The 19,341-nt window shown below is 42.1% G+C and carries 13 protein-coding genes; 2 read left to right on the top strand and 11 right to left on the bottom strand.

The window, feature by feature from the left end; translation table 11 throughout:
* Positions 1-329 precede the first annotated feature (329 nt).
* On the bottom strand, positions 330-1,349 hold the full coding sequence (gene holA / locus CGC64_RS13695) for a DNA polymerase III subunit delta (RefSeq protein ID WP_005675826.1): 1,020 nt from the start codon (positions 1,347-1,349) through the stop codon (positions 330-332).
* Between the two features lie 24 nt (positions 1,350-1,373).
* Complete coding sequence (locus tag CGC64_RS13690; RefSeq protein ID WP_005675827.1) at positions 1,374-2,150, bottom strand: AMP nucleosidase; 777 nt, start codon at positions 2,148-2,150, stop codon at positions 1,374-1,376.
* Between the two features lie 63 nt (positions 2,151-2,213).
* Between CGC64_RS13690 and CGC64_RS13685 the strand changes: the two genes are divergently transcribed.
* On the top strand, positions 2,214-2,663 hold the full coding sequence (locus tag CGC64_RS13685; RefSeq protein WP_005675829.1) for a type I restriction enzyme HsdR N-terminal domain-containing protein: 450 nt from the start codon (positions 2,214-2,216) through the stop codon (positions 2,661-2,663).
* 125 nt (positions 2,664-2,788) lie between these two features.
* Here CGC64_RS13685 and CGC64_RS13680 read toward each other — a convergent pair whose 3' ends face one another.
* The 5 genes from CGC64_RS13680 to CGC64_RS13660 form a co-directional block, all read right to left on the bottom strand.
* Positions 2,789-5,935, bottom strand: a complete 3,147-nt coding sequence (locus tag CGC64_RS13680; RefSeq protein ID WP_005675830.1) for an efflux RND transporter permease subunit — start codon at positions 5,933-5,935, stop codon at positions 2,789-2,791.
* A gap of 29 nt (positions 5,936-5,964) precedes the next feature.
* Positions 5,965-7,074 (bottom strand): efflux RND transporter periplasmic adaptor subunit, encoded by a 1,110-nt coding sequence (locus CGC64_RS13675; RefSeq protein ID WP_005675831.1) that lies wholly within the window; start codon positions 7,072-7,074, stop codon positions 5,965-5,967.
* Positions 7,075-7,112: 38 nt separating this feature from the next.
* Positions 7,113-8,510, bottom strand: coding sequence for an efflux transporter outer membrane subunit (locus tag CGC64_RS13670; protein ID WP_005675832.1), 1,398 nt, complete (start codon positions 8,508-8,510; stop codon positions 7,113-7,115).
* Between the two features lie 213 nt (positions 8,511-8,723).
* Positions 8,724-9,554, bottom strand: coding sequence for a zinc ribbon domain-containing protein (locus CGC64_RS13665; RefSeq protein ID WP_005675833.1), 831 nt, complete (start codon positions 9,552-9,554; stop codon positions 8,724-8,726).
* A 5-nt stretch (positions 9,555-9,559) separates the two neighbouring features.
* Entirely contained in the window at positions 9,560-10,654 is a 1,095-nt protein-coding gene (locus tag CGC64_RS13660) for a Nif3-like dinuclear metal center hexameric protein (protein ID WP_005675834.1), read from the bottom strand.
* Between the two features lie 108 nt (positions 10,655-10,762).
* Here CGC64_RS13660 and CGC64_RS13655 point away from each other — a divergent pair, with 108 nt between their 5' ends.
* On the top strand, positions 10,763-11,176 hold the full coding sequence (locus tag CGC64_RS13655; RefSeq protein WP_005675835.1) for a DUF4891 domain-containing protein: 414 nt from the start codon (positions 10,763-10,765) through the stop codon (positions 11,174-11,176).
* Positions 11,177-11,951: 775 nt separating this feature from the next.
* Here CGC64_RS13655 and CGC64_RS13645 read toward each other — a convergent pair.
* The 4 genes from CGC64_RS13645 to CGC64_RS13630 are packed head-to-tail and all read right to left on the bottom strand — an operon-like array spanning position 11,952 to position 19,097.
* Complete coding sequence (locus CGC64_RS13645; RefSeq protein WP_005681138.1) at positions 11,952-12,629, bottom strand: DUF4998 domain-containing protein; 678 nt, start codon at positions 12,627-12,629, stop codon at positions 11,952-11,954.
* 28 nt (positions 12,630-12,657) lie between these two features.
* Positions 12,658-13,863: a DUF4959 domain-containing protein gene (locus tag CGC64_RS13640; RefSeq protein ID WP_005681136.1), complete on the bottom strand. Its 1,206-nt coding sequence runs from the start codon at positions 13,861-13,863 to the stop codon at positions 12,658-12,660.
* A gap of 16 nt (positions 13,864-13,879) precedes the next feature.
* Positions 13,880-15,904 carry a RagB/SusD family nutrient uptake outer membrane protein gene (locus CGC64_RS13635; protein ID WP_005675839.1) on the bottom strand — a complete coding sequence of 675 codons (2,025 nt, stop codon included), beginning with the start codon at positions 15,902-15,904 and terminating at the stop codon, positions 13,880-13,882.
* A 22-nt stretch (positions 15,905-15,926) separates the two neighbouring features.
* Positions 15,927-19,097 carry a SusC/RagA family TonB-linked outer membrane protein gene (locus tag CGC64_RS13630; RefSeq protein ID WP_229127052.1) on the bottom strand — a complete coding sequence of 1,057 codons (3,171 nt, stop codon included), beginning with the start codon at positions 19,095-19,097 and terminating at the stop codon, positions 15,927-15,929.
* Positions 19,098-19,341: the final 244 nt, after the last annotated feature.

Genomic DNA, 19,341 nt, shown 5'->3' with positions numbered 1-19,341 from the left:
TCGTTTTCGCTTAAAAAATCAAGAGGATATTATATACATTACAAGTTTTGATTTAATCTTGATTTTTCAATGGGATTTATTAAAAGAGACAAAATTCGGGAATCAAGTAAGATGAAAACAAAACGGGAAAAGTAACTCAGAAACACATATTTTCTATCAGGAAAAACAGATAAAGAAAGTGTGGTAATTTTGTAAAATATTCAGTTTAAAATTAGGATGCTAACTATTCATTTGGAAGGTTCAATATAGAGAATATAATAAGAGGTATATACTTACTTGAATGACAGTAAAAGTATATACCTCTTATTGATGTGAAACAGTCGCTTTTTCTAATGAAGAATTTTAAACACTAATTCACGCAGAATATCTCCGTCCGACATAGAACTATTTTTCACTCCTTTTGATTTTGCATCAGCATATCGTATTTCTCCAACGATTTGCATCGTCTTAACTCCGCTATATTTACGCATTGCCGCCATATAATCTTTAGCTTGCCAGGGCGTTCTTAGTCCTAACATTGTAGCGATTCCCTGCTCCGATTTGTCAGGAGCATAATATGCCAACATTAAGTTGGAATAGAAACTAAACAGCAGAGACAATGTCATTTGAATCGGGTTAGTTTTCGGATTCTCCTCAAAATATTTTATTATTTTATTTGCTTTAAGAATGTCTTTTTCCACTAGTGCACTTCGCAATTCAAAGTTATTATAATCCTTGCTAATGCCGATATTCTTTTCAATCTGTTCGGGAGTAACACGTTTCTGTCCTGCGGGTAAAGTAATAATCAATTTCTCCAGTTCTCCTGTCAGCCGACTTAAATCTGAGCCGACAAAATCAGCGAGCATGACTGTTGCCTTGGGTTCCATGTCTACGCCTTTCCGTTTCATGTAAGAAGCAATGAAGGCTGGGAGCTGTGCATCTTTTATCTTTTTAGATTCAAACAGCACACCCGTCTTTTCAACTTCGGCGGCCAACTTCTTTCTGCGGTCCAATGTACCATGCTTATGGCATATTACCAAGATAGTTGAATGAAGCGGCTTCTGAAGATAGTAAGACAGTTCCTCCATGTTACGCACTGCTTGTGCCTCCTTGACTACTACCACTTGATGTTCGGACATCATCGGATAACGCTTGGCAGCATTTATGATAGTCGCTACATCTACATCAGCCCCGTATACCACAGTCAGGTTGAATTCCTTTTCCGTATCGTTCAACACATTATCAGTAATGTAATCGGCTATCAGGTCGATATAGTACGATTCCTCTCCCATTAAATAATAAATAGGACGATACTGCTTTGCCTTTAATTCCTTGAGGATATCATCACAGGTCAGCTCTTGTTTTGCCATATATATTTTTCAGAAAGACTGGGTTTACCAGTCAAATTTCAAGTGTTTAACAGTTTTCTTTTCATCAATAATCATACGCAGAGAAGCAATACCGATTTCAACATGCTCCTCTACATAATTTCTGGTAACCAAATTATCACTCTTATCTGTTTTTACTCCGTCGGGAGTCATAGGCTGGTCAGATACTAATAATAATGCACCGGTAGGAATGTGGTTGGCAAAGCCACAACTAAACAAAGTTGCAGTTTCCATGTCGACCGCCATAGCCCGTGTCTTTTTCAGATATTCCTTGAATACATCATCATGTTCCCAAATACGGCGGTTGGTAGTATATACGGTACCGGTCCAATAGTCGCGGCCTTTGTCACGGATTGACGAAGAAACGGCACGCTGTAACATAAATGCGGGTAATGCAGGAACTTCAGGAGGAAAATAATCGTTGGAAGTTCCCTCCCCACGGATAGCCGCAATAGGAAGAATCAAGTCGCCAAGCTGGTTTTTCTTGTCGATACCGCCACATTTTCCCAAGAATAAACACGCTTTGGGACGAATAGCCCCCAGCAAGTCCATGATGATAGCAGCGTTGGGACTTCCCATACCGAAGTTAATCATTGTGATACCTTCGGCAGAAGCAGAAATCATATTTGCATCCCTTCCTAAAATAGGAACATTAAACTGATTTGCGAAAATCTCGACATACTTGTTGAAGTTAGTCAACAGAATATACTCTCCAAAATCCTCCAGGTTACGTTTTGTGTAACGAGGCAGCCAATTAGCTACGATTTCTTCTTTTGTTTTCATAATTATCTATTAAATTTGTGCTCCCGATGATGGGAACCATTATTTAACTTACAAAAATAATAAATGTTATCGTTAAACCTACCAGTATTCGACACTAAAATAAACGTACGAAACGGAAAAAATGTAATTTTCGACGTGATTCGCAAACGATATGTCGCTCTCACTCCGGAAGAATGGGTGCGTCAACACTTCGTTCACTTTCTTATTGCACACAAAGGATATCCGACCGCCCTTCTTGCCAATGAAGTAATGGTAAAGTTGAACGGCACTACCAAGCGGTGTGATACAGTGCTCTATCGCAGGGATTTGTCGGCACGCATGATTGTGGAATACAAGGCACCGCACATTGAAATCACACAGACCGTATTCGATCAGATAACCCGGTATAATATGGTACTGAAAGTAGATTACCTGATTGTCAGCAATGGAATGCAACACTATTGCTGCCGAATGGATTATGAACACCAGAGTTATATTTTCCTCCAGGATATTCCAGACTATAATAACTTATAAAAAAGAGTGTCGCTATCCGGTCACGATAGCGACGTTATGTAAAGCACATACCGTCACTATCACATCCATCTACCGACACCCTGATTCAGTCGTCTTCCGGATACTTTCCGGATAGTATTCTATCTTTACATACTCCCTTCCTGCTTATCGTTGTTTCCTTTCTTCTTGCTGAATTTCTCCTGCAATTTCTGCATTAATTCATAGAAGTTAGGTATATAAACCGTTGCCAGCAGTGTATTCATTGCCATACCAAAAACAACGGCGGCACCTAATGCAATGCGGCTCTGTGCACCTGCTCCAGAAGCAAATAATAACGGCATTACTCCCAATACAAAAGCAAAAGACGTCATTAGGATAGGACGCAACCTGACGTGTCCGGCTTCAAATGCCGACTCACGGATAGAGTTACCCTCGGCATGGAAGTCGCGGGCAAACTCCACAATCAGAATACCATTCTTGGCAGAAAGCGCAACAAGCAAGATAATACCGATTTGAGTATAGATGCTGACCGGAGTTCCCATTACCAGACAGCCTATCATAGCTCCCAATAATGCTACCGGCAATCCGATAACAGCCGCCACCGGACTCGTCCAGCTTTCATATTGTGCAGCCAAAACCAGGAAGGCGACAATCAGAGCCATTACTAAAACAATGGTAGTTGTATTCCCGGCCTGCGTCTCCTGATAAGCAACGGAAGTCCATTCATAACCAAATTCATCGCCCAACTGTTCCTTGAACAATGCTTCCACTTCTTGAATAGCTTGCCCTGTGCTACTTCCCGGAGCGACATTACAAGTCAGAGAAGCAGTCGAGTACATATTATAACGGTTGATCTGATCCTGTCCTAACTGTTCCTCCACCTTGGTGAAAGATGAAAAAGGCACCATTTCTCCTGCCGCATTGGGAACACTCAGTTTCAAGACATCATCAATCACCCGTTGCGCCTGGTCGCGCGCCTCTATCTTCACTTGGTAGATACGGCCGAATTCTACAAAATCATTTACATACGCCGCACCCATATAATAACTTAATGTAGAGAATACATCATTCAAAGCGATGCCCATAAACTGTACCTTATCCCGGTCGATATTCAGAAAATACTGGGGAACGTTTGCCTGATACTGGCTGGAGACGGAAGCTAAAGCCGGCTTGGAATGATAAGAGGCAAGCATGGCATTGATAGCCTGCTGCATTTCCGTCGGTCCCAGATTCCTCCGGTCTTCCAGCTGAAGCTGTAACCCACCGGACGCTCCCAATCCCGGAATGGCGGGAGGAACCATGGCAAACACAGTCCCAGCCTGAATCGTCATATACGCTTCGCCATTAAAGCGGTTGACAACAGCGGCTGCCGTATGCTCCTTCCCTTTCCTTTCACTCCAGTTTTTCAGTACAACGAAATAAGTGGCCGAGTTACTTTGTTCTCCTCCGCCCATGACGGAAAATCCGGAGATTCCAATATAATTCTCCACTTCCGGATACGAATCTAGAATCCGGTTAATCTTGTCACCTACCGCCTGTGTACGTTCCAGACTGGCTGCGGGCGGAAGTTGGACAACCGCAATAAAATACCCGTCATCTTCATCCGGAATGAATGTAGACGGCCAGTGCATAAAGAGCAACACGGCAATAGCAGTCAATATGCCATACGACACAAGAGCCATTCCGGGACGTGCCAACAACCATTTGACTATCTTATCATACGCTCCCTGCGTCTTATCATAAGCCTTGTTGAATCCTTTGTATATGAAGAAGTTAGAAGGCTTGCTCTTTTCCAGAAACAACGCACAGAGAGCAGGTGTCAATGTCAGGGAGTTAAAACCGCTCAATACGGTAGAAGCTGCAATAGTCAGCGCAAACTGTTTGTATAATTGTCCGGAAATTCCACTAATCAGCATAGTCGGAATAAATACCGCAAGCAACACAAGCACCACTCCGACGATTGGTCCGGTAATTTCTCCCATAGCTTTCGTCACAGCTTCACGAGTTGAATATTGTCCCGTTTCCAACAATCTCGAAGCGTTCTCCACCACCACTATGGCATCATCCACCACTATGGCAACTGCCAAAATCAATCCGAACAATGTCAGTGTATTAATAGAAAAGCCGAATGCTGCCATTACCGCCAGTGTACCAATCAGAGACACCGGAATGGTAAGACAAGGAATAATCACCGCCCTCCAGTTCTGCAAAAACAGGAAAATCACAAGTATCACCAGCAGCGTTGTTTCAAAGAAAGTAACCATAACTTCATCAATAGAAGCATGAATCACATCCGTAGTATCCAACGTAACATTATAAGACACTCCTGCCGGGAAGTTGGCGGCCAGTTCCTGCATCTTGGCTTTCACTCCTTTCGAGACATCCAGCGAATTGGAACCCGGTTGCTGATAAATAGCAATAGCCGCCGTAGGCTGCCCTTTCAATCGGGACACCACACTGTAAGAAGCAGATCCCAGATCAATCCTGGCAATATCTTTCAGACGGAGCATGGCCCCATTCTGTTCGCGGCGGATGATAATATTTCCGAACTGTTCGGGAGAACTGAGCCGCCCCTGCACATTCAGTGTATATTGAAAAGCATTCTTATTCTCTTCCCCGATAGGCTGGCCGATATATCCGGCAGATACTTCCATATTCTGCGACTGGATAGACTGATAAACTTGTTGCGGTGAAATATTCCGGATACGCATTGCTTCCGGATCGAGCCAGATACGCATGGAGTAATCCCCTGCTCCCATTACATTCACGGCACCCACTCCGGGCACACGTGTCAACTGGTCGACGAGATTCAACTTTGCATAATTGGTCAGATACAGACTGTTGTAAACAGAATCCTGTGAGGTCATTGTCAGGAACATGACAATATTCGATGATTGTTTCTGTACAGTGACTCCCTGCACCACTACGGGTTCGGGGAGCGATGATTGTGCGACGCTTACCCTGTTTTGTACCTGGACGGTTGCCATATCAATATCCGTACCGACGGCAAATGTGATCGTCAGAGAATAGGCTCCCGAAGAAGATGAATTAGAGGACATATAAAGCATACCGTCTACCCCGTTCACCTGCTGTTCGATAGGAATACCTACTGTTTGGGCAACGGTTTCGGCATTTGCCCCCGGATAAACAGCAGATACCTGTACCGTTGGCGGTGTAATCTCCGGAAATTGCGCTACCGGCAATATATTGAGTGTCACCAGACCGGCTACTACAATCAGCAAGGCAAGGACGGTAGCAAATATCGGTCGGTTGATAAAAAACTTAGAAAACATAAGATTATAGTTTAGGATTAATATTCAGTTTACGGCATCGGTTTTATCTTCATTCCGTCCCTGACCTTCATCAGAGCCTTCGTGACATACCTGTCTTGCGGAGAAAGCCCTCCCGTCACTTGCCGTAAAGTATCACCTATCAACTGCCCTATCTCAATATGCCGGTAACGAACAATGTTAGAATCATTGACAAGATACAAGTATTTTCCCAACTGGTCCGTCCCGATAGAAGCCTCTTTTACCAACATGGCATTATCGGCTTCTCCATACGGTAACGTGATACTTACATATAATCCGCTCTTTAGTATCCCTTGCGGGTTGTCAAAGTTGGCACGAACTGTCAACGTTCCCGTATTCAAGTCCACGTTCGGAGACAGATAATCCAGTGTGGCCGGATACATTTCCGAACCTTCCTTGCCCAACTGAACCATTATTTTCTTCGGAAGTTCCTGTGCACTTTGCCGGTTGTTCATCAACATTCCCAGCCATTGGTTGTCAGCTACATTGAAATATGCGTACATTTGATTATCCTTATAGATAGTAGCCAAAGTGACAGGCTGCAACGAACCGCCCACATAGCTGCCTATATCAGCAGTTGCTTTACTGATCGTTCCGTCAAACGGAGCGCGGACATAGCAATAGCTCAGATTCGTACGGGCCGTGCTCAAAGCTGCTTCCGCATTATTGACCGCCGCCACACCTTCTGCCACGGAAGATTCCGCTTGAAGTACCTGTATCTGACTCACGGCATCGCTTTTGACAGCTTCTTTCATACGGCTGTAATTGCTGCGGGCATATTCCAACTGGGCTTGGGCCGTTTTTAGTGCAGCTTCCGCCTGTTCCACCTTATCCTTATATAAGGTAGGTTCGATGACAAACAATAATTGTCCCTGTTTCACCCGTCCTCCCGGAGTATACGAAGTCGATTGCAGCGTTCCGTTCACTCTGGCCACCAGGTTTACAGTCTTTTCCGTTGTCAGATAGCCCGGATAATCTTTCGTCAGAGTTACATCCTTTATTATTGGTTTAGCTACGCTAATTTCCGGAGTTGGCATCCCTCCCATTGCTCCTGCGCTTTTTTTCTCCTTGCAACCGGTCAATATCGGCAGCGCAAAGAAAATATACATTAGTTTTTTCATATCCGTTACGTTAGGTTATATTTTTATTTATAGATTCTTTATTCTTGCCAACCGCCTCCCAAAGCCTTGTAGAGAGTTATCAACTGGAGTAGCGAATTCCCCTGTGCCTGTACCAACTGATTCTCATAGGACAACAAAGACCGCTGTGCATCCAACACATTCTGAAAGGGAGAAAGCCCCTGTTTATAAAGTTCCAATGAAAGTTTCAGTGTCTCAATTCCCTGATTGCGTACTTCGCGCAGCGCTACAATCTGCTTGATTGAATTCCGGTAAGAATTCATTGCATTATCTGTTTCCTGTACAGCAGTCAGGACAGTCTGATTGAATTGGTTGATTGATTCGTCCAGTTGGGCTTTAGCCAGTCGTGTAGCATTAACCAACTGCCCTCCGCTGAAAAGCGTCCAACTCATTGACGGTGAAATCTCATACATCATGCTTTTACTCTTTGTCAAGTCTTTCAAGTCACGAGCCGCATAACCGAACGAGCCTTTCAGAAAAACTTTCGGCAACCAGTCCGCCTTTGAAGCTCCGAGCAATGCCGCTTGTGCGTTCACGCTTCGTTCCGCACTCCGCACATCGGGACGTCTCATCAACAGATCGACAGGCATTCCCACGCCGATCGGTTCCATATAGTCGGGCAATGTTCCTACAGGTTCCAGTACCGGACGAATGTCCTGCGGATACATTCCCAGCAAAACTGCTAACATCGTAATATACTGATTGATACCGGCTTCCAGTTGTGGAATGGAAGCTTTTGTGCTATATAACACAGACTTAGCCTGTGCGACATCCAGCTTAGCCACTAATCCAGTGTTATACCGTACTTCCGTGATTTTCAGTACTTCTTCCTGAGAAGCGCAGTTTTTATTCACAACTTCAAGTTCCTGTTGCAGTTCCCTCAAATTGATATAGGCCGAAGCCACTTCCGCCGCCATAGAAATCATTACTCCGGTATATTCCTCCTTACTGGCAGCAAAGTTCTCTTTCTGTGCCTTTACCCGTTTGCGGATACTACCGAACACATCAATTTCCCAACTCATGCTGAGTGATGCATCATAATAATGTTCCGTAGTTTGGGGAATTGAGCTTGTATTTCCACTTGTTTCCTGTCGGGTCCAACCGGCATTCAATCCGATTGAAGGAAAGAAATTGCCACGTTCGGCCCAAAGGTTGGCACGGGCAGCAGCGATGCGGTTAATTGCCATTGCAACGGAATAGTTACGGTCTACCGCCAAAGCAATCAGAGAATCCAGTTTGCTGTCCCCGAAAGATTTCCACCAATGGTCGTCTACCGGAAGTGTCTGTTGAAACACTTCCCCATTTTCTTCCCAGCCGTTAGGGAGAGGAGCTTTCAAATAGCGGTTTGCAGTTTGCCCAACCGCAGTCACAGTTGAAAGAAACAAAAGGAGCGATATGCTCCATGCTCGTATGTTCATATTCAGTTCAGGTTTTTATGAAATGAAAAGATAACAACTAAAGGGTGAGTTTGTTTACCGGCGTAACGACAGAACAAAGTTTCTATTCAGCGTGATGTTATCTTGGGTACGAGATCCCTGTTTATACGGACACTGATAAAAAAAGCCCTGCATTGTTGCAGGGCTTCCTATATTAAACAGTAACTTTAACTACTTGTTAATGGATGATTTCTCTTATTCAGCAGTTTTTCTTCTGATAGCTCTTTTAGTAGTTGGTGCCGGAGCTTCTTCTACCTTGTGCTCGATTTGTATGCCAGCCAATTCAGGGTCAATCATGATGCGTCCGCAATATTCGCAAACGATTACCTTCTTACGTGAACGGATGTCCAACTGTCTCTGAGGCGGAATCTTGTTAAAGCAACCACCACAAGCATCACGCTGTACGTATACAATACCCAAACCGTTGCGGGAGTTCTTACGGATACGCTTAAATGACTGTAACAAGCGCGGTTCGATCTTAGTTTCCAGGTCTTTAGCCTTGTCTCTCAGTTTTTCTTCTTCCTGCTTGGTTTCAGAAATGATTTCGTCCAGTTCGCCTTTCTTCTGTTCAAGGTCTTTCTGTCTTTCGTCAAGCACCAGTTCATTCTTTGCTACTTCAGCCTCTTTTTCTTCTTTATCTGCAGAATACTCTTTAATTCTCTTTTCACAAAGTTCAATTTCCAATGTCTGGAACTCGATCTCTTTGGTCAGGAAGTCGTATTCGCGGTTATTGCGAACGTTGTCCTGTTGCGACTTATATTTTTCTACTGAAGATTTAGCAGTTTCAATTTCCACCTTCTTGCCGGCAATAGCAACTCTCAGTTCCTCCACTTCTGCTTTGATCTTGTCGATACGAGTACTCAAACCAGCAATTTCATCTTCAAGGTCCTGTACTTCCAATGGAAGTTCACCTCTCAATGTTTTGATTTCATCAATCTTAGACAACATCGTTTGTAGTTGGAACAGCGTCTTCAACTTCTGTTCTACTGTCAACTCATTCGGATCTTTTTTTGCTTCTCTAGCCATTTTACTTACAAATATTTTATGGGATTCGTATTTATTTTACTCAATTGGAGCGCAAAATTAGGAAATAAATCCCGGATTATGGAATAAAAAATTTCTTTTGTATATTGTTCGCTTTCGTAATGACCAATTTCCGTCATCAGGATTTCCCCTTCGTGACCGAAATAATCATGATACTTTATCTCACCTGTAATAAAAACATCCGCTCCCGACCGGATTGCCTGTGGAAGCAGAAACGCGCCTGCACCTCCGCATAGTGCTACTTTTCGTATTTCCCTGCCCGTCAACTTATTATGGCGCAGACAGCCAACCTCGAAGGTTTTTTTGATACGTTTCAGAAATTCAAGTTCGGTTTCCGATTCATCCAGTTCACCGATAATTCCCGAGCCTGCCTGTGTCCAGTCGTTCTGCAACGGATAAATGTCGAACGCCGGTTCCTCATAAGGATGAACGGCCAGCAAGGCTCTGACGACTGCCGATTTTTTGAATGCAGGGAGGATAGTCTCTATCCTTACTTCTCCTTCACGATGCAATTCGCCGATTGCCCCACAGAAAGGATGCGTTCCCTCCTTTGCCCGGAAAGTCCCCTCTCCTTCTAAATTGTAACTGCATGAATCATAGTTGCCTATGTTTCCGCATCCCGCAGCAAACAGCGCTTCCCGCACTGCATCAGCTTGCGCATTAGGAACAAATGTAACCAATTTAATCAGGCTATTCTCCTTCGGTTCAAGTACTTTCAGATTCTTCAGTCCAATTTTTTCGGCTATCTTATAATTCACTCCGCCTTGGGCATTATCAAGATTGGTATGTGCCGAATAGATCACAATATCATTCTTTATTGCTTTCAGCATACAGCGTTCCACATAATCTTTGCCCGTAATGGACTTATATCCTTTAAAAATCAGCGGATGATGTGATATGACGAGATTGTATCCCAACGCGATAGCTTCATCCAACACAGCCTCGGTGACGTCAAGACACAACAAAGCCCCTGCTGCTTCCGCATCTGTCAATCCGATTTGCAGGCCGGCATTATCGAAACCGTCTTGCAATGGCAGAGGCGCGAATTGTTCAAGGGCGCTTACTATTTCCTTAATTTTCATTATTCGTAGAAAATTTGGTTGCAAATATAAGAAAATAAAAGGGAACAAACACTCTTTGTTCTCATTTTTTTAGTAAATTTGTCGCCTATCCTATAATCATTGAACACGATGAAAACAATTTTATTCTATTTTCTACTAGCTATTTTGGTAGTTTCCTGTCAATTGAAACAGAGCGAGAATACCGAAAAGGAAGTTTCCGACAACGTAAGTAACAGTGATACTGAAGAATGTATTGCGGACACAATAAGCGCCACCGCTATCTTCTGGATAGATAAAGCGGAGACAAAACATTGCAAAGAATGGGGATTCCGTACTGTTAAAGCAAAAGTTCTCATTCATGAAAACGGAAAGGTCGATTTAGAGGCTTTCGTCAAAAAACAATCGCCGGATATGGAGAAGTATGTACGGCATCATCTCGCTAAATTTCAAGTATCAGAAAAAATGTTGGAAAGCGGATATGTGCAACCGGGTGAACAGTTCGTTCAGCTTCGTTGCTTATATGGGAAAGTCAAAGCAAAGTAAGACTCCGCTCCTCTTCCAACAGGGGACGATTTCTCCCGACTGTTTAGACTTGGTGTTTCGAGCCTTGGAAACTCCAGTTCCAAGGCTCGAAACTGTAGTTTCATACGCTGGAAACTGTAGTTTCATACGCTGGAAACTGTAGTTTCATACGCTGGAAACTGTAGTTTCATACGCTGGAAACTGTAGTTTCATACGCTGGAAACTGTAGTTTCATACGCTGGAAACTGTAATTTCCCATAAGGGAAACTAGAAGTATATATACAAAAAAAGAACTGAAATCCTTGTCCACACCAATCAAAAAGGGTAGCTAAGCTGGTGTTGCAGATAAAGTGTCTGCAATGCATCTGCAACGGTATCTGCAATACCTATAACTCTTTGATTTAAAGTTTGATACAAGTGTGTGTTGCAGATGTTGCAGTAAAATAATAGAAATAAGAATTCTTCTTCAAATTTGGTGGTAATTTAGCCAGTCGGTGGTATCTCCATTCCTCTCCTTCCCGAAGGAGGGGTGGCTGAAAGCCAGGGTGGTAGGTGGATACACAATGCTGATAATAAACGACTTACGCATTCACCTACCACCTCCCCCTACGGGTACTCCTCCTTCCCGAAGGAGGAGAATGTTGAATGCTATCGATTATCAAATTATTATTTTCCTAATTAATTTTACCGTCAAATTTGAAGAAGAACCAAATAACTTGTATGAGGAAAGATAGAAATTCCTCCAACTACCCAAAATCATCAAGAGGAATTTCTTCTTTCCGTGAGAACAGTCTTTTTATTCCGGTAGAACTCCTGTGACAACATTATTGCATTTGAAATCATCTATTGCATACTCGGTGGGCCGATACCAAGTCACATAATGAAATGCTCCTCCGGGTTTATTGTCTGTAAGTATTGTCTTACCGTCAATTGTTACCGGAATCATTATCGTCTTTTCTCCTTCAGTCGCCGTCTCATAAGTAAATTCGATTTCAGTTGCAAACTCTACATTTCTCCATGTAATAATCGTTTGCTCACCTGATTTGGTTATGGACGAATAACGGGCGTTAATTAGACCGGATTTATAACTGTTTCCGTAAGATTTTCCACTGGCTTCTACCACTAATGATTCATTGCCATACAAGTCCTTGGTTACAATCTCAAAAGAATAAGTGCCTTCAGGCATATCTTCCAGCAATACCGGAACACCATTAACACCGGAAGCCGGCAGCTCTTTTACCAGAGAATTCTGACGAACATTCCAATAAATAACACACTCTTTAATACGTTGTGCTGTATAGAACAGGTCCAACTGAATGCGTTCATTTCCGGGGCGAACCACCACCGCATCCACTTTTGCTGCATAAATATGTTCTCCCTGATCCAAATAAGGCTGATGCAAATCATTCATATCAGAGCAAGAAACAAGAAAGGATATTAGCACAATCCATAGATAATTATAATTATTCTTCATTTTCATTTTTCTTTAATTTAGTCATTTCTTATTTAGGAAATTCAAAGCCTTCCGGTCTGCCCCACATCTGGAACTCCATGAAGCACATGAATAATCCGCCACTCCAGGTTTCGAGCACTTCAACACGATAATATTTATATGCCGGCATATTTACATCAATATCAAAGTCCTCGCCTTGTCTTGCATATTCCAGATCTTCATTTGTAGTTACCGATGAATTTGAAGGTTTTATTGATTCAAATTCTCCCACCGGTTCCCATTTGAGATATTCTTCCGGATTGCTTTCATTATCAATTTGGGCACCTGCCAACGGATAATCATTTCTACCCAACAATCTGAAACGTTTCAAGTTTCCATGCGTATATTCATAATCCTTACGTTGCTGTATCCTGATACGGCTTAGTTTTACCGGACCTTGTTTCACGTTAAACGTAAAATAAGCAGGCCAATATCCATCAGCTTTCGACTGATATCCGGTGGTAGTATTATCATCGAATAGACGATTCAATGTCCACCCCCAGTCAACGGGCGCACTATGACTTTGCATTGGTTCTATTGATTTAGCCGGGACTCTTTCCTCAAACATTGGCGTCAAGGTGATGTCCTGTTTGTCCGTTATGTTATCCCAACGGTCCGAGACGTAATATCTCAACTTCGTATCTTCCGCTGCCATGCCACGAATCTTGCGGACACCATTTTTGGCTTTGGTATAGATTTTCTCTAAAGAGACATACTCGTTCTTCTCGTTCATGACATCAATATTAATCACAATATTCGATTCTGTCGGATTATTGTAAGTTACATTAATGCCTCCGAAAGCAGCTTCCAGTTTCAATTCTTTCTGTACGCCAAAAATGGGTGCTTCCAATGGTTGCACTTTCACTTCCAGCGGTTCCGATTCATTCTGGCTTCTATCTACCGATACCAAAGTCACAAGACGTTCATTCGTGTCTCCAAACCCTTGTAATTCAAGTATATTAGTATATACCGAAGATTTTACTTCCGACCTTTGCCCGTTATTTAAAATAAATGTCGCTTTCACATATAGCAAATCTTCATCATCCGGAAGTGTATAAGTCAACAAGGCTCCTCCCGGGGTATTTTGCACTTGTACCCCGGTCACATTTTGGGGAGGCATATTATCTACCGGGGTTTGCCCGACACTTTCTTCTGCACAACTATATAGTAATATAGCAATGCATAACATATTTATGATGCCAACGATCTTTTTCATAATTCTTCTTTTTAAATTACCAGCCATAATTTTGTACCAGATTCTTGTTAACCGTCAAGTTATACTCCTTAATAGGCCAAAGATATTCTTTGCGGGTGAAGCTGCGACGATCTATTGATATTACATTATAATAATCCTCTTTATCTGCTCCGTCTATGTTCCAAGTGCGAACATCTTTGTTCAATTCATTCTCCGCTTCCTTCCACCTGCGTAAATCCCAGGTGCGAGCGCCTTCCATAGCCAGCTCAATACGACGCTCACGATGAATAATCTCACGAAGACCCTCTTTACTCAACGGCTTATCCGGGTAAATGGAATATTTTTGCCAAGCTTCCTTAACTCCTTTCAATCCGGCACGTTTGCGCACTAAATCCAAGTATTTGTATGCATCATCCGGTGGGGTGGATGCAGATTCGTTCAATGTTTCTGCATACAACAAATATAAATCGGCCACTCGGATTATCGGGAACGGAATCCTTCCGTCACCTCCCCATGTACCGGAACCTCCTGTTGAAGTATCCATTAACGGGCTATGCAGTTTCTTTGCCCAATATCCTGTAAAACTGTACGACTCTCCTGATTTTCCAGCTATCTCTGTACTTGCATTACCTGCATAAGCTCTAATATAACGTACTTCATCCTTGTTGTTATAATCTTTTCTCTTAAAGTCATATTTTCCGTTTCCCCACCAGATAGCTCTGTTGAAACCGATAGAGGCATAAAAACGAAGTTCACGGTCGAAATGCAAGCCGGCGGTATATTCGCCTTCCCGGATATACCATTTATATTCTGAAGTAGCCAGACGGGGTTCATAACGATGTTGATAGTCAAATTCACGGTCTTCTTCCATAGGTACGCCATTCTTGGTGTAATAAGCTTCCACTACATCAAATGTAGGGGAAAACAATTGCGATACCCACACTTGTGAGGCTTCTTTCGCAGAAACCTTACAACTAGTATATCTTTGTACTCGGTCAACAAAATGATTCTTCACAGATCCCCATACAGTTTCCTTATTCCATTTGGAGATCATTATAGCACGGAGATAATACTCTTGTTTTAAAGTATCAACCTCTACACCTACCAGTTCGGGAATCATAGGAACATCTTCGGGAAAAAGTAAACCTCCGTCAGCTGCTTCGATTGCATCAATCGCGGCTTTACACGCATCGGCTGCCAGTTTCCATTTGTTATCATCTTTTTCAATACTAAACAGATGTACATTTCTGTTATCCACCACATTGGCATAATCCGGATTACCATTGAATAAAGGACTTGCTGCCATTGTCAACAATTGCGCCTTTACACTCAAAGCAATCGCTTTCGTTGCACGCCCCATTTCATTACTTCGGTCTTGTATCTTCTCTGGAAGATCTACAATGGCTTCGTCCAACAAGTTACTGACATATTGCACACATTCGTCAAACGGAGTACGATACTGTGCCATTTGCTCCGGAGTATCGGAAACCGGCTGGTTCTCCTTTATCAAAACGATCGGACCATACATACGCATCAGGTAGAAATGATAAAATGCTTTCAAGAATTTCACTTCCGCCACCCAACGTTTGCGTTCGTATTCTTCCAGGTCATAAGGACGGTTTACATTTTCCAGGAAAATATTACAGTCGCGAATTGCCTTGTAAAGAGGTTGCCCGAACCAGACTTTACCAAATTGGTTGGATTGTTCTTCGTATTGGCCATCCCAAGTATTGCCTATCGGATTCGTTTTATTCTGAAGTCCGAATGTCAGTCCCCACATTTTGCGATCTAACCCATTTTTTACTGTGGTCATTTCACCAAAATAAAACTCATCCGCCCCCTGAAAGTCAGGAGTCTCAATAAAGTCTCCCATTGCGGGCAAATAACTGTAACACGTGAACAGGTATCCTTCGCAAGCGTGCCGATTAGCAAAAGCATGATCGAGCGTCGGAACATTATCGGGCACAACATCCAGATAATCACTGCATGAAGAAACGAATAATCCCGCCATTAAGACGATAATTACATTCTTTGTTGTCCTTTTTATTGTATTAAATTTCATCTTTTTCAAGTTTAAGGATTAACTAAAAGTTTAATTGAACACCTGCATTAATAACCATTTGAACAGGATATCCCAAGCCTTTGCCTCCCATTTCAACATCCCAAAGTTTGAATTTGCTGAATGTTAACAGATTGGTACCACTCAAATAGAATCTGAGCATACTTATATGAGCTTTCTTTGTTATCTTTTCCGGAATAGTATACCCCATTTCTACTGATTTTAACCGTAAAAACGAACCGTCTCTCATGAACCACGTACTCTTCTGATAGTTGTTCGTTCTTTTTGTTGCAGACAAACGAGGCCATAAAGCATACAAGTTACGATTTTCTTCGGACCAATGATCGTCAGCATAAGCCTTCAATAAGGTTCTTTGGTTGCCAATAAAAGGAGCTGTGTTTTCCGGATCAATCCAGAATGAAGAACGTGCCGAGCCTTGGAAGAAGCATGAGAGATCAAAACCTTTGTAACCGGCAGAAAAACCAAAGCCATATATGATTTCAGGAGAAGTCGGGTATCCAATGGGAACCATATCCGTTTCTGTAATCTGACCATCTCCATTAATATCTTTATACTTAATATCACCTGCCATTGCTTTCTGATTATCAAAACTCTGTACGGGCGAATTTGCAACATCTGCTTCATCGACAAACAATCGTTCAGCAACATATCCCCATGTCTGTGCCAAGCTATTTCCTTCGCGCCTACGCCATGGAGTATCAGAATAATCCGGTTCTTCATATTTCGAATATTCACTGGTTGCATAAGTAAAATTGCCACGTACCATTAACCACATACCATTGGAAAAAGAGTGGTTGTAATCAACAGAGGCTTCAAAACCATGACTTTTTGCTTCACCGACATTGGCTGAAGGATTTGTTTGCAAACCAATAAAAGAAGGGACGTGCGCACGCGTCATTAAGATATTTTTACGACGTTCACTAAAATAATCAGCTATAATCTCTACTTTGTCAAACAAACCTATCTCAACGCCGAAATCTGTTTTATATGCTGTTTCCCATGAGATATCTTCATTGGGATAGCGGACAAACGAAACACCACCGCCAGGATGCGAATAACTCAAATCAGTACCAAAAGCAATGTTTTTACCAGCATCTGCCACGTTCACGTTTGACAGATAGAAGAAACGGTCTTTGGTATTTCCAATAGCGTCATTACCTACCAAACCATAAGTTGCTTTCAGTTTCAACTTGTTCATCACTTTCTTCCAACTTTCCGGATAGAAATGTTCGTTTGAAATAATATAGCCGGCGCCTATTGAAGGGAAGAATCCCCATCTGTTCTTTTTGGCAAACCTCTCGGAACCATTATAACCAAAGTTTAATTCTCCAAAATAACGACTGTCATACGAATAAGTGGCACGTCCGGCAAGACCTATATTCCGGTGAGGCAACGAAAGTAGTAAAGAGCCTGCATTGGCTTCTTTATATTCACGCATCGTTCCTACAAGTAATCCTGTTACCGTATGTTTTTCATTAAAAACACGGTTATAATCTACGGCCGCTTCCAAATAATAAGAAGTATTGATTGTCTTGGGACCTTCTGTGTATTGAAGCGCTTCCGAACCTTTATCTTCATTCAAAGCACTAAGTTGATATGTGTTTGTAAACTTGTCGTATGAGTCCAGACGATAGAAGAATGGCACATACTGTCTACTTACATCAAAATATGAATAACGATTTGTGTTTGCTAATACGCGTGCATTCAGCCCTTTAGTAATAAACTCCAAATTCTGCTTCAACTCTACCTGAGCTACTATGGTAGTGGCTGAATAATCTTTATACCCCTTCACCAACTCGGCATAAGGATTTGTATAGTCCGCATTGGTTCCCGCATTACCGAATAAGATATTGGGTGCATTCTTATATCTCTCGTCCGGCTGATATACGGGTTGGAACATGACCGGATTAGTGTTCATTACCATTTCATAGAATTTACTACCATCTTTTAGTGGTCCGGTATAATCATCAAAAGTACCATACATACGCACTACAACTTCTGTACTTTTTGTCATATTGATATTAACCGTAGCTCGCATTATCATTCTTTGCAACGATATATTGTTATTAAAACTATTTTTCCCATTGACTTGCAATAAACCACTATCTTTACTATAACTTCCTGATAAATAATAACGGGCTACTTTACCTCCGCCACTGATATTGAAATTAAAACGATGATTGATTGCCTGATCTTTAAACAGCATTTCTTTCCAGTCAATAGCCGGATACACCTGTGGGTTTAATCCTGCTGCCGTAGATGCAATCTTTTCTTCAGAATAAGGCAAGGCCCCTAACGGATCACGTGTACGAACTGCTTCATTATGCAACTTCATATAAGTGATAGGATCTGCCAAATCAACAGTCCTGGTAGGACGTGACATTGCCAGTTCATAACGAATAGAAACTTTAGCTTTTCCTTCGGAACCTTGTTTTGTGCTAACCAAGATAACCCCATTAGCACCTCGCGAACCATATAATGCGGCAGCAGTAGCATCTTTCATGACAGAAAAACTTGCAATATCATCTGTTTGAAGTCTTGCCAGGTCGTCCGTACCCATTTCAATCCCATCAATAAGAATTAAAGGATTGGCACGGGTCTCACCCTCGAAGGTAGTGACACCACGTACAAAGAACTGAGCATTGTCTTTACCCGGCTCACCGCTAGTTTGGTAAGATATGATTCCCGACATACGCCCTGCCAGTGCGGTAGTAAGGTTACTGGAGGGGACTTTCAATTCTGCAGGTTTGATAGTTGAAACAGAAGCAATTACACTCTCCTTTTTCTGTTTTGCAAAAGCCACAACGGTGACCTCCTCCAACTCATCAATTTTCGGTTTCATACGAATCACATACGTACTTTTATCAGTCACCTTAATACGGGCATTCTGATAACCCAAATATGAAACTTCCAACTCCTGATTCGGAAAAGCACTCAATGTGAATTTTCCGTCCATATCTGTTATTCCACCTCCTGCTACGCCTATAACAACGACCGTAGCGCCAATAACAGGTTCTTCATTTTCATCAAGAACCGTACCCTTGATTTGCTTTTTAGATTTTTGATTTATCTCCTGAGTTATAGGAGTTGCTATATCAGTTGGCACTGCGTATGCAGATAGCGAACATAGACATGTACCAACAAGAAGAGTAAATAAAGAATATTTTTTTTTCATGTTATAAGTATTAAAAATAAAGTTTGATTTGAAATTATTTTCCAAAATTTCTTTTCACAATAGTTATTCTCCCATAGGCGTTTTGTTTTAGAGTTTATATTAAAAATATCTCCCGGTAGTTTTCTAAAAATATTTAGTATTAAGTCTAAATGAATTGCAGTAGATTTACCAAGTTCTACTGAGACTTATTTTGCATAATAGAGAAGTCTGTAAAATATTTGAGAGCGAAAAGCAACAAAAGGAC

This window comes from Bacteroides caccae (assembly GCF_002222615.2).
In the GTDB taxonomy this organism is placed as follows: Bacteria; Bacteroidota; Bacteroidia; order Bacteroidales; family Bacteroidaceae; genus Bacteroides; species Bacteroides caccae.
This window is presented reverse-complemented; position numbering and strand designations above follow the sequence as displayed.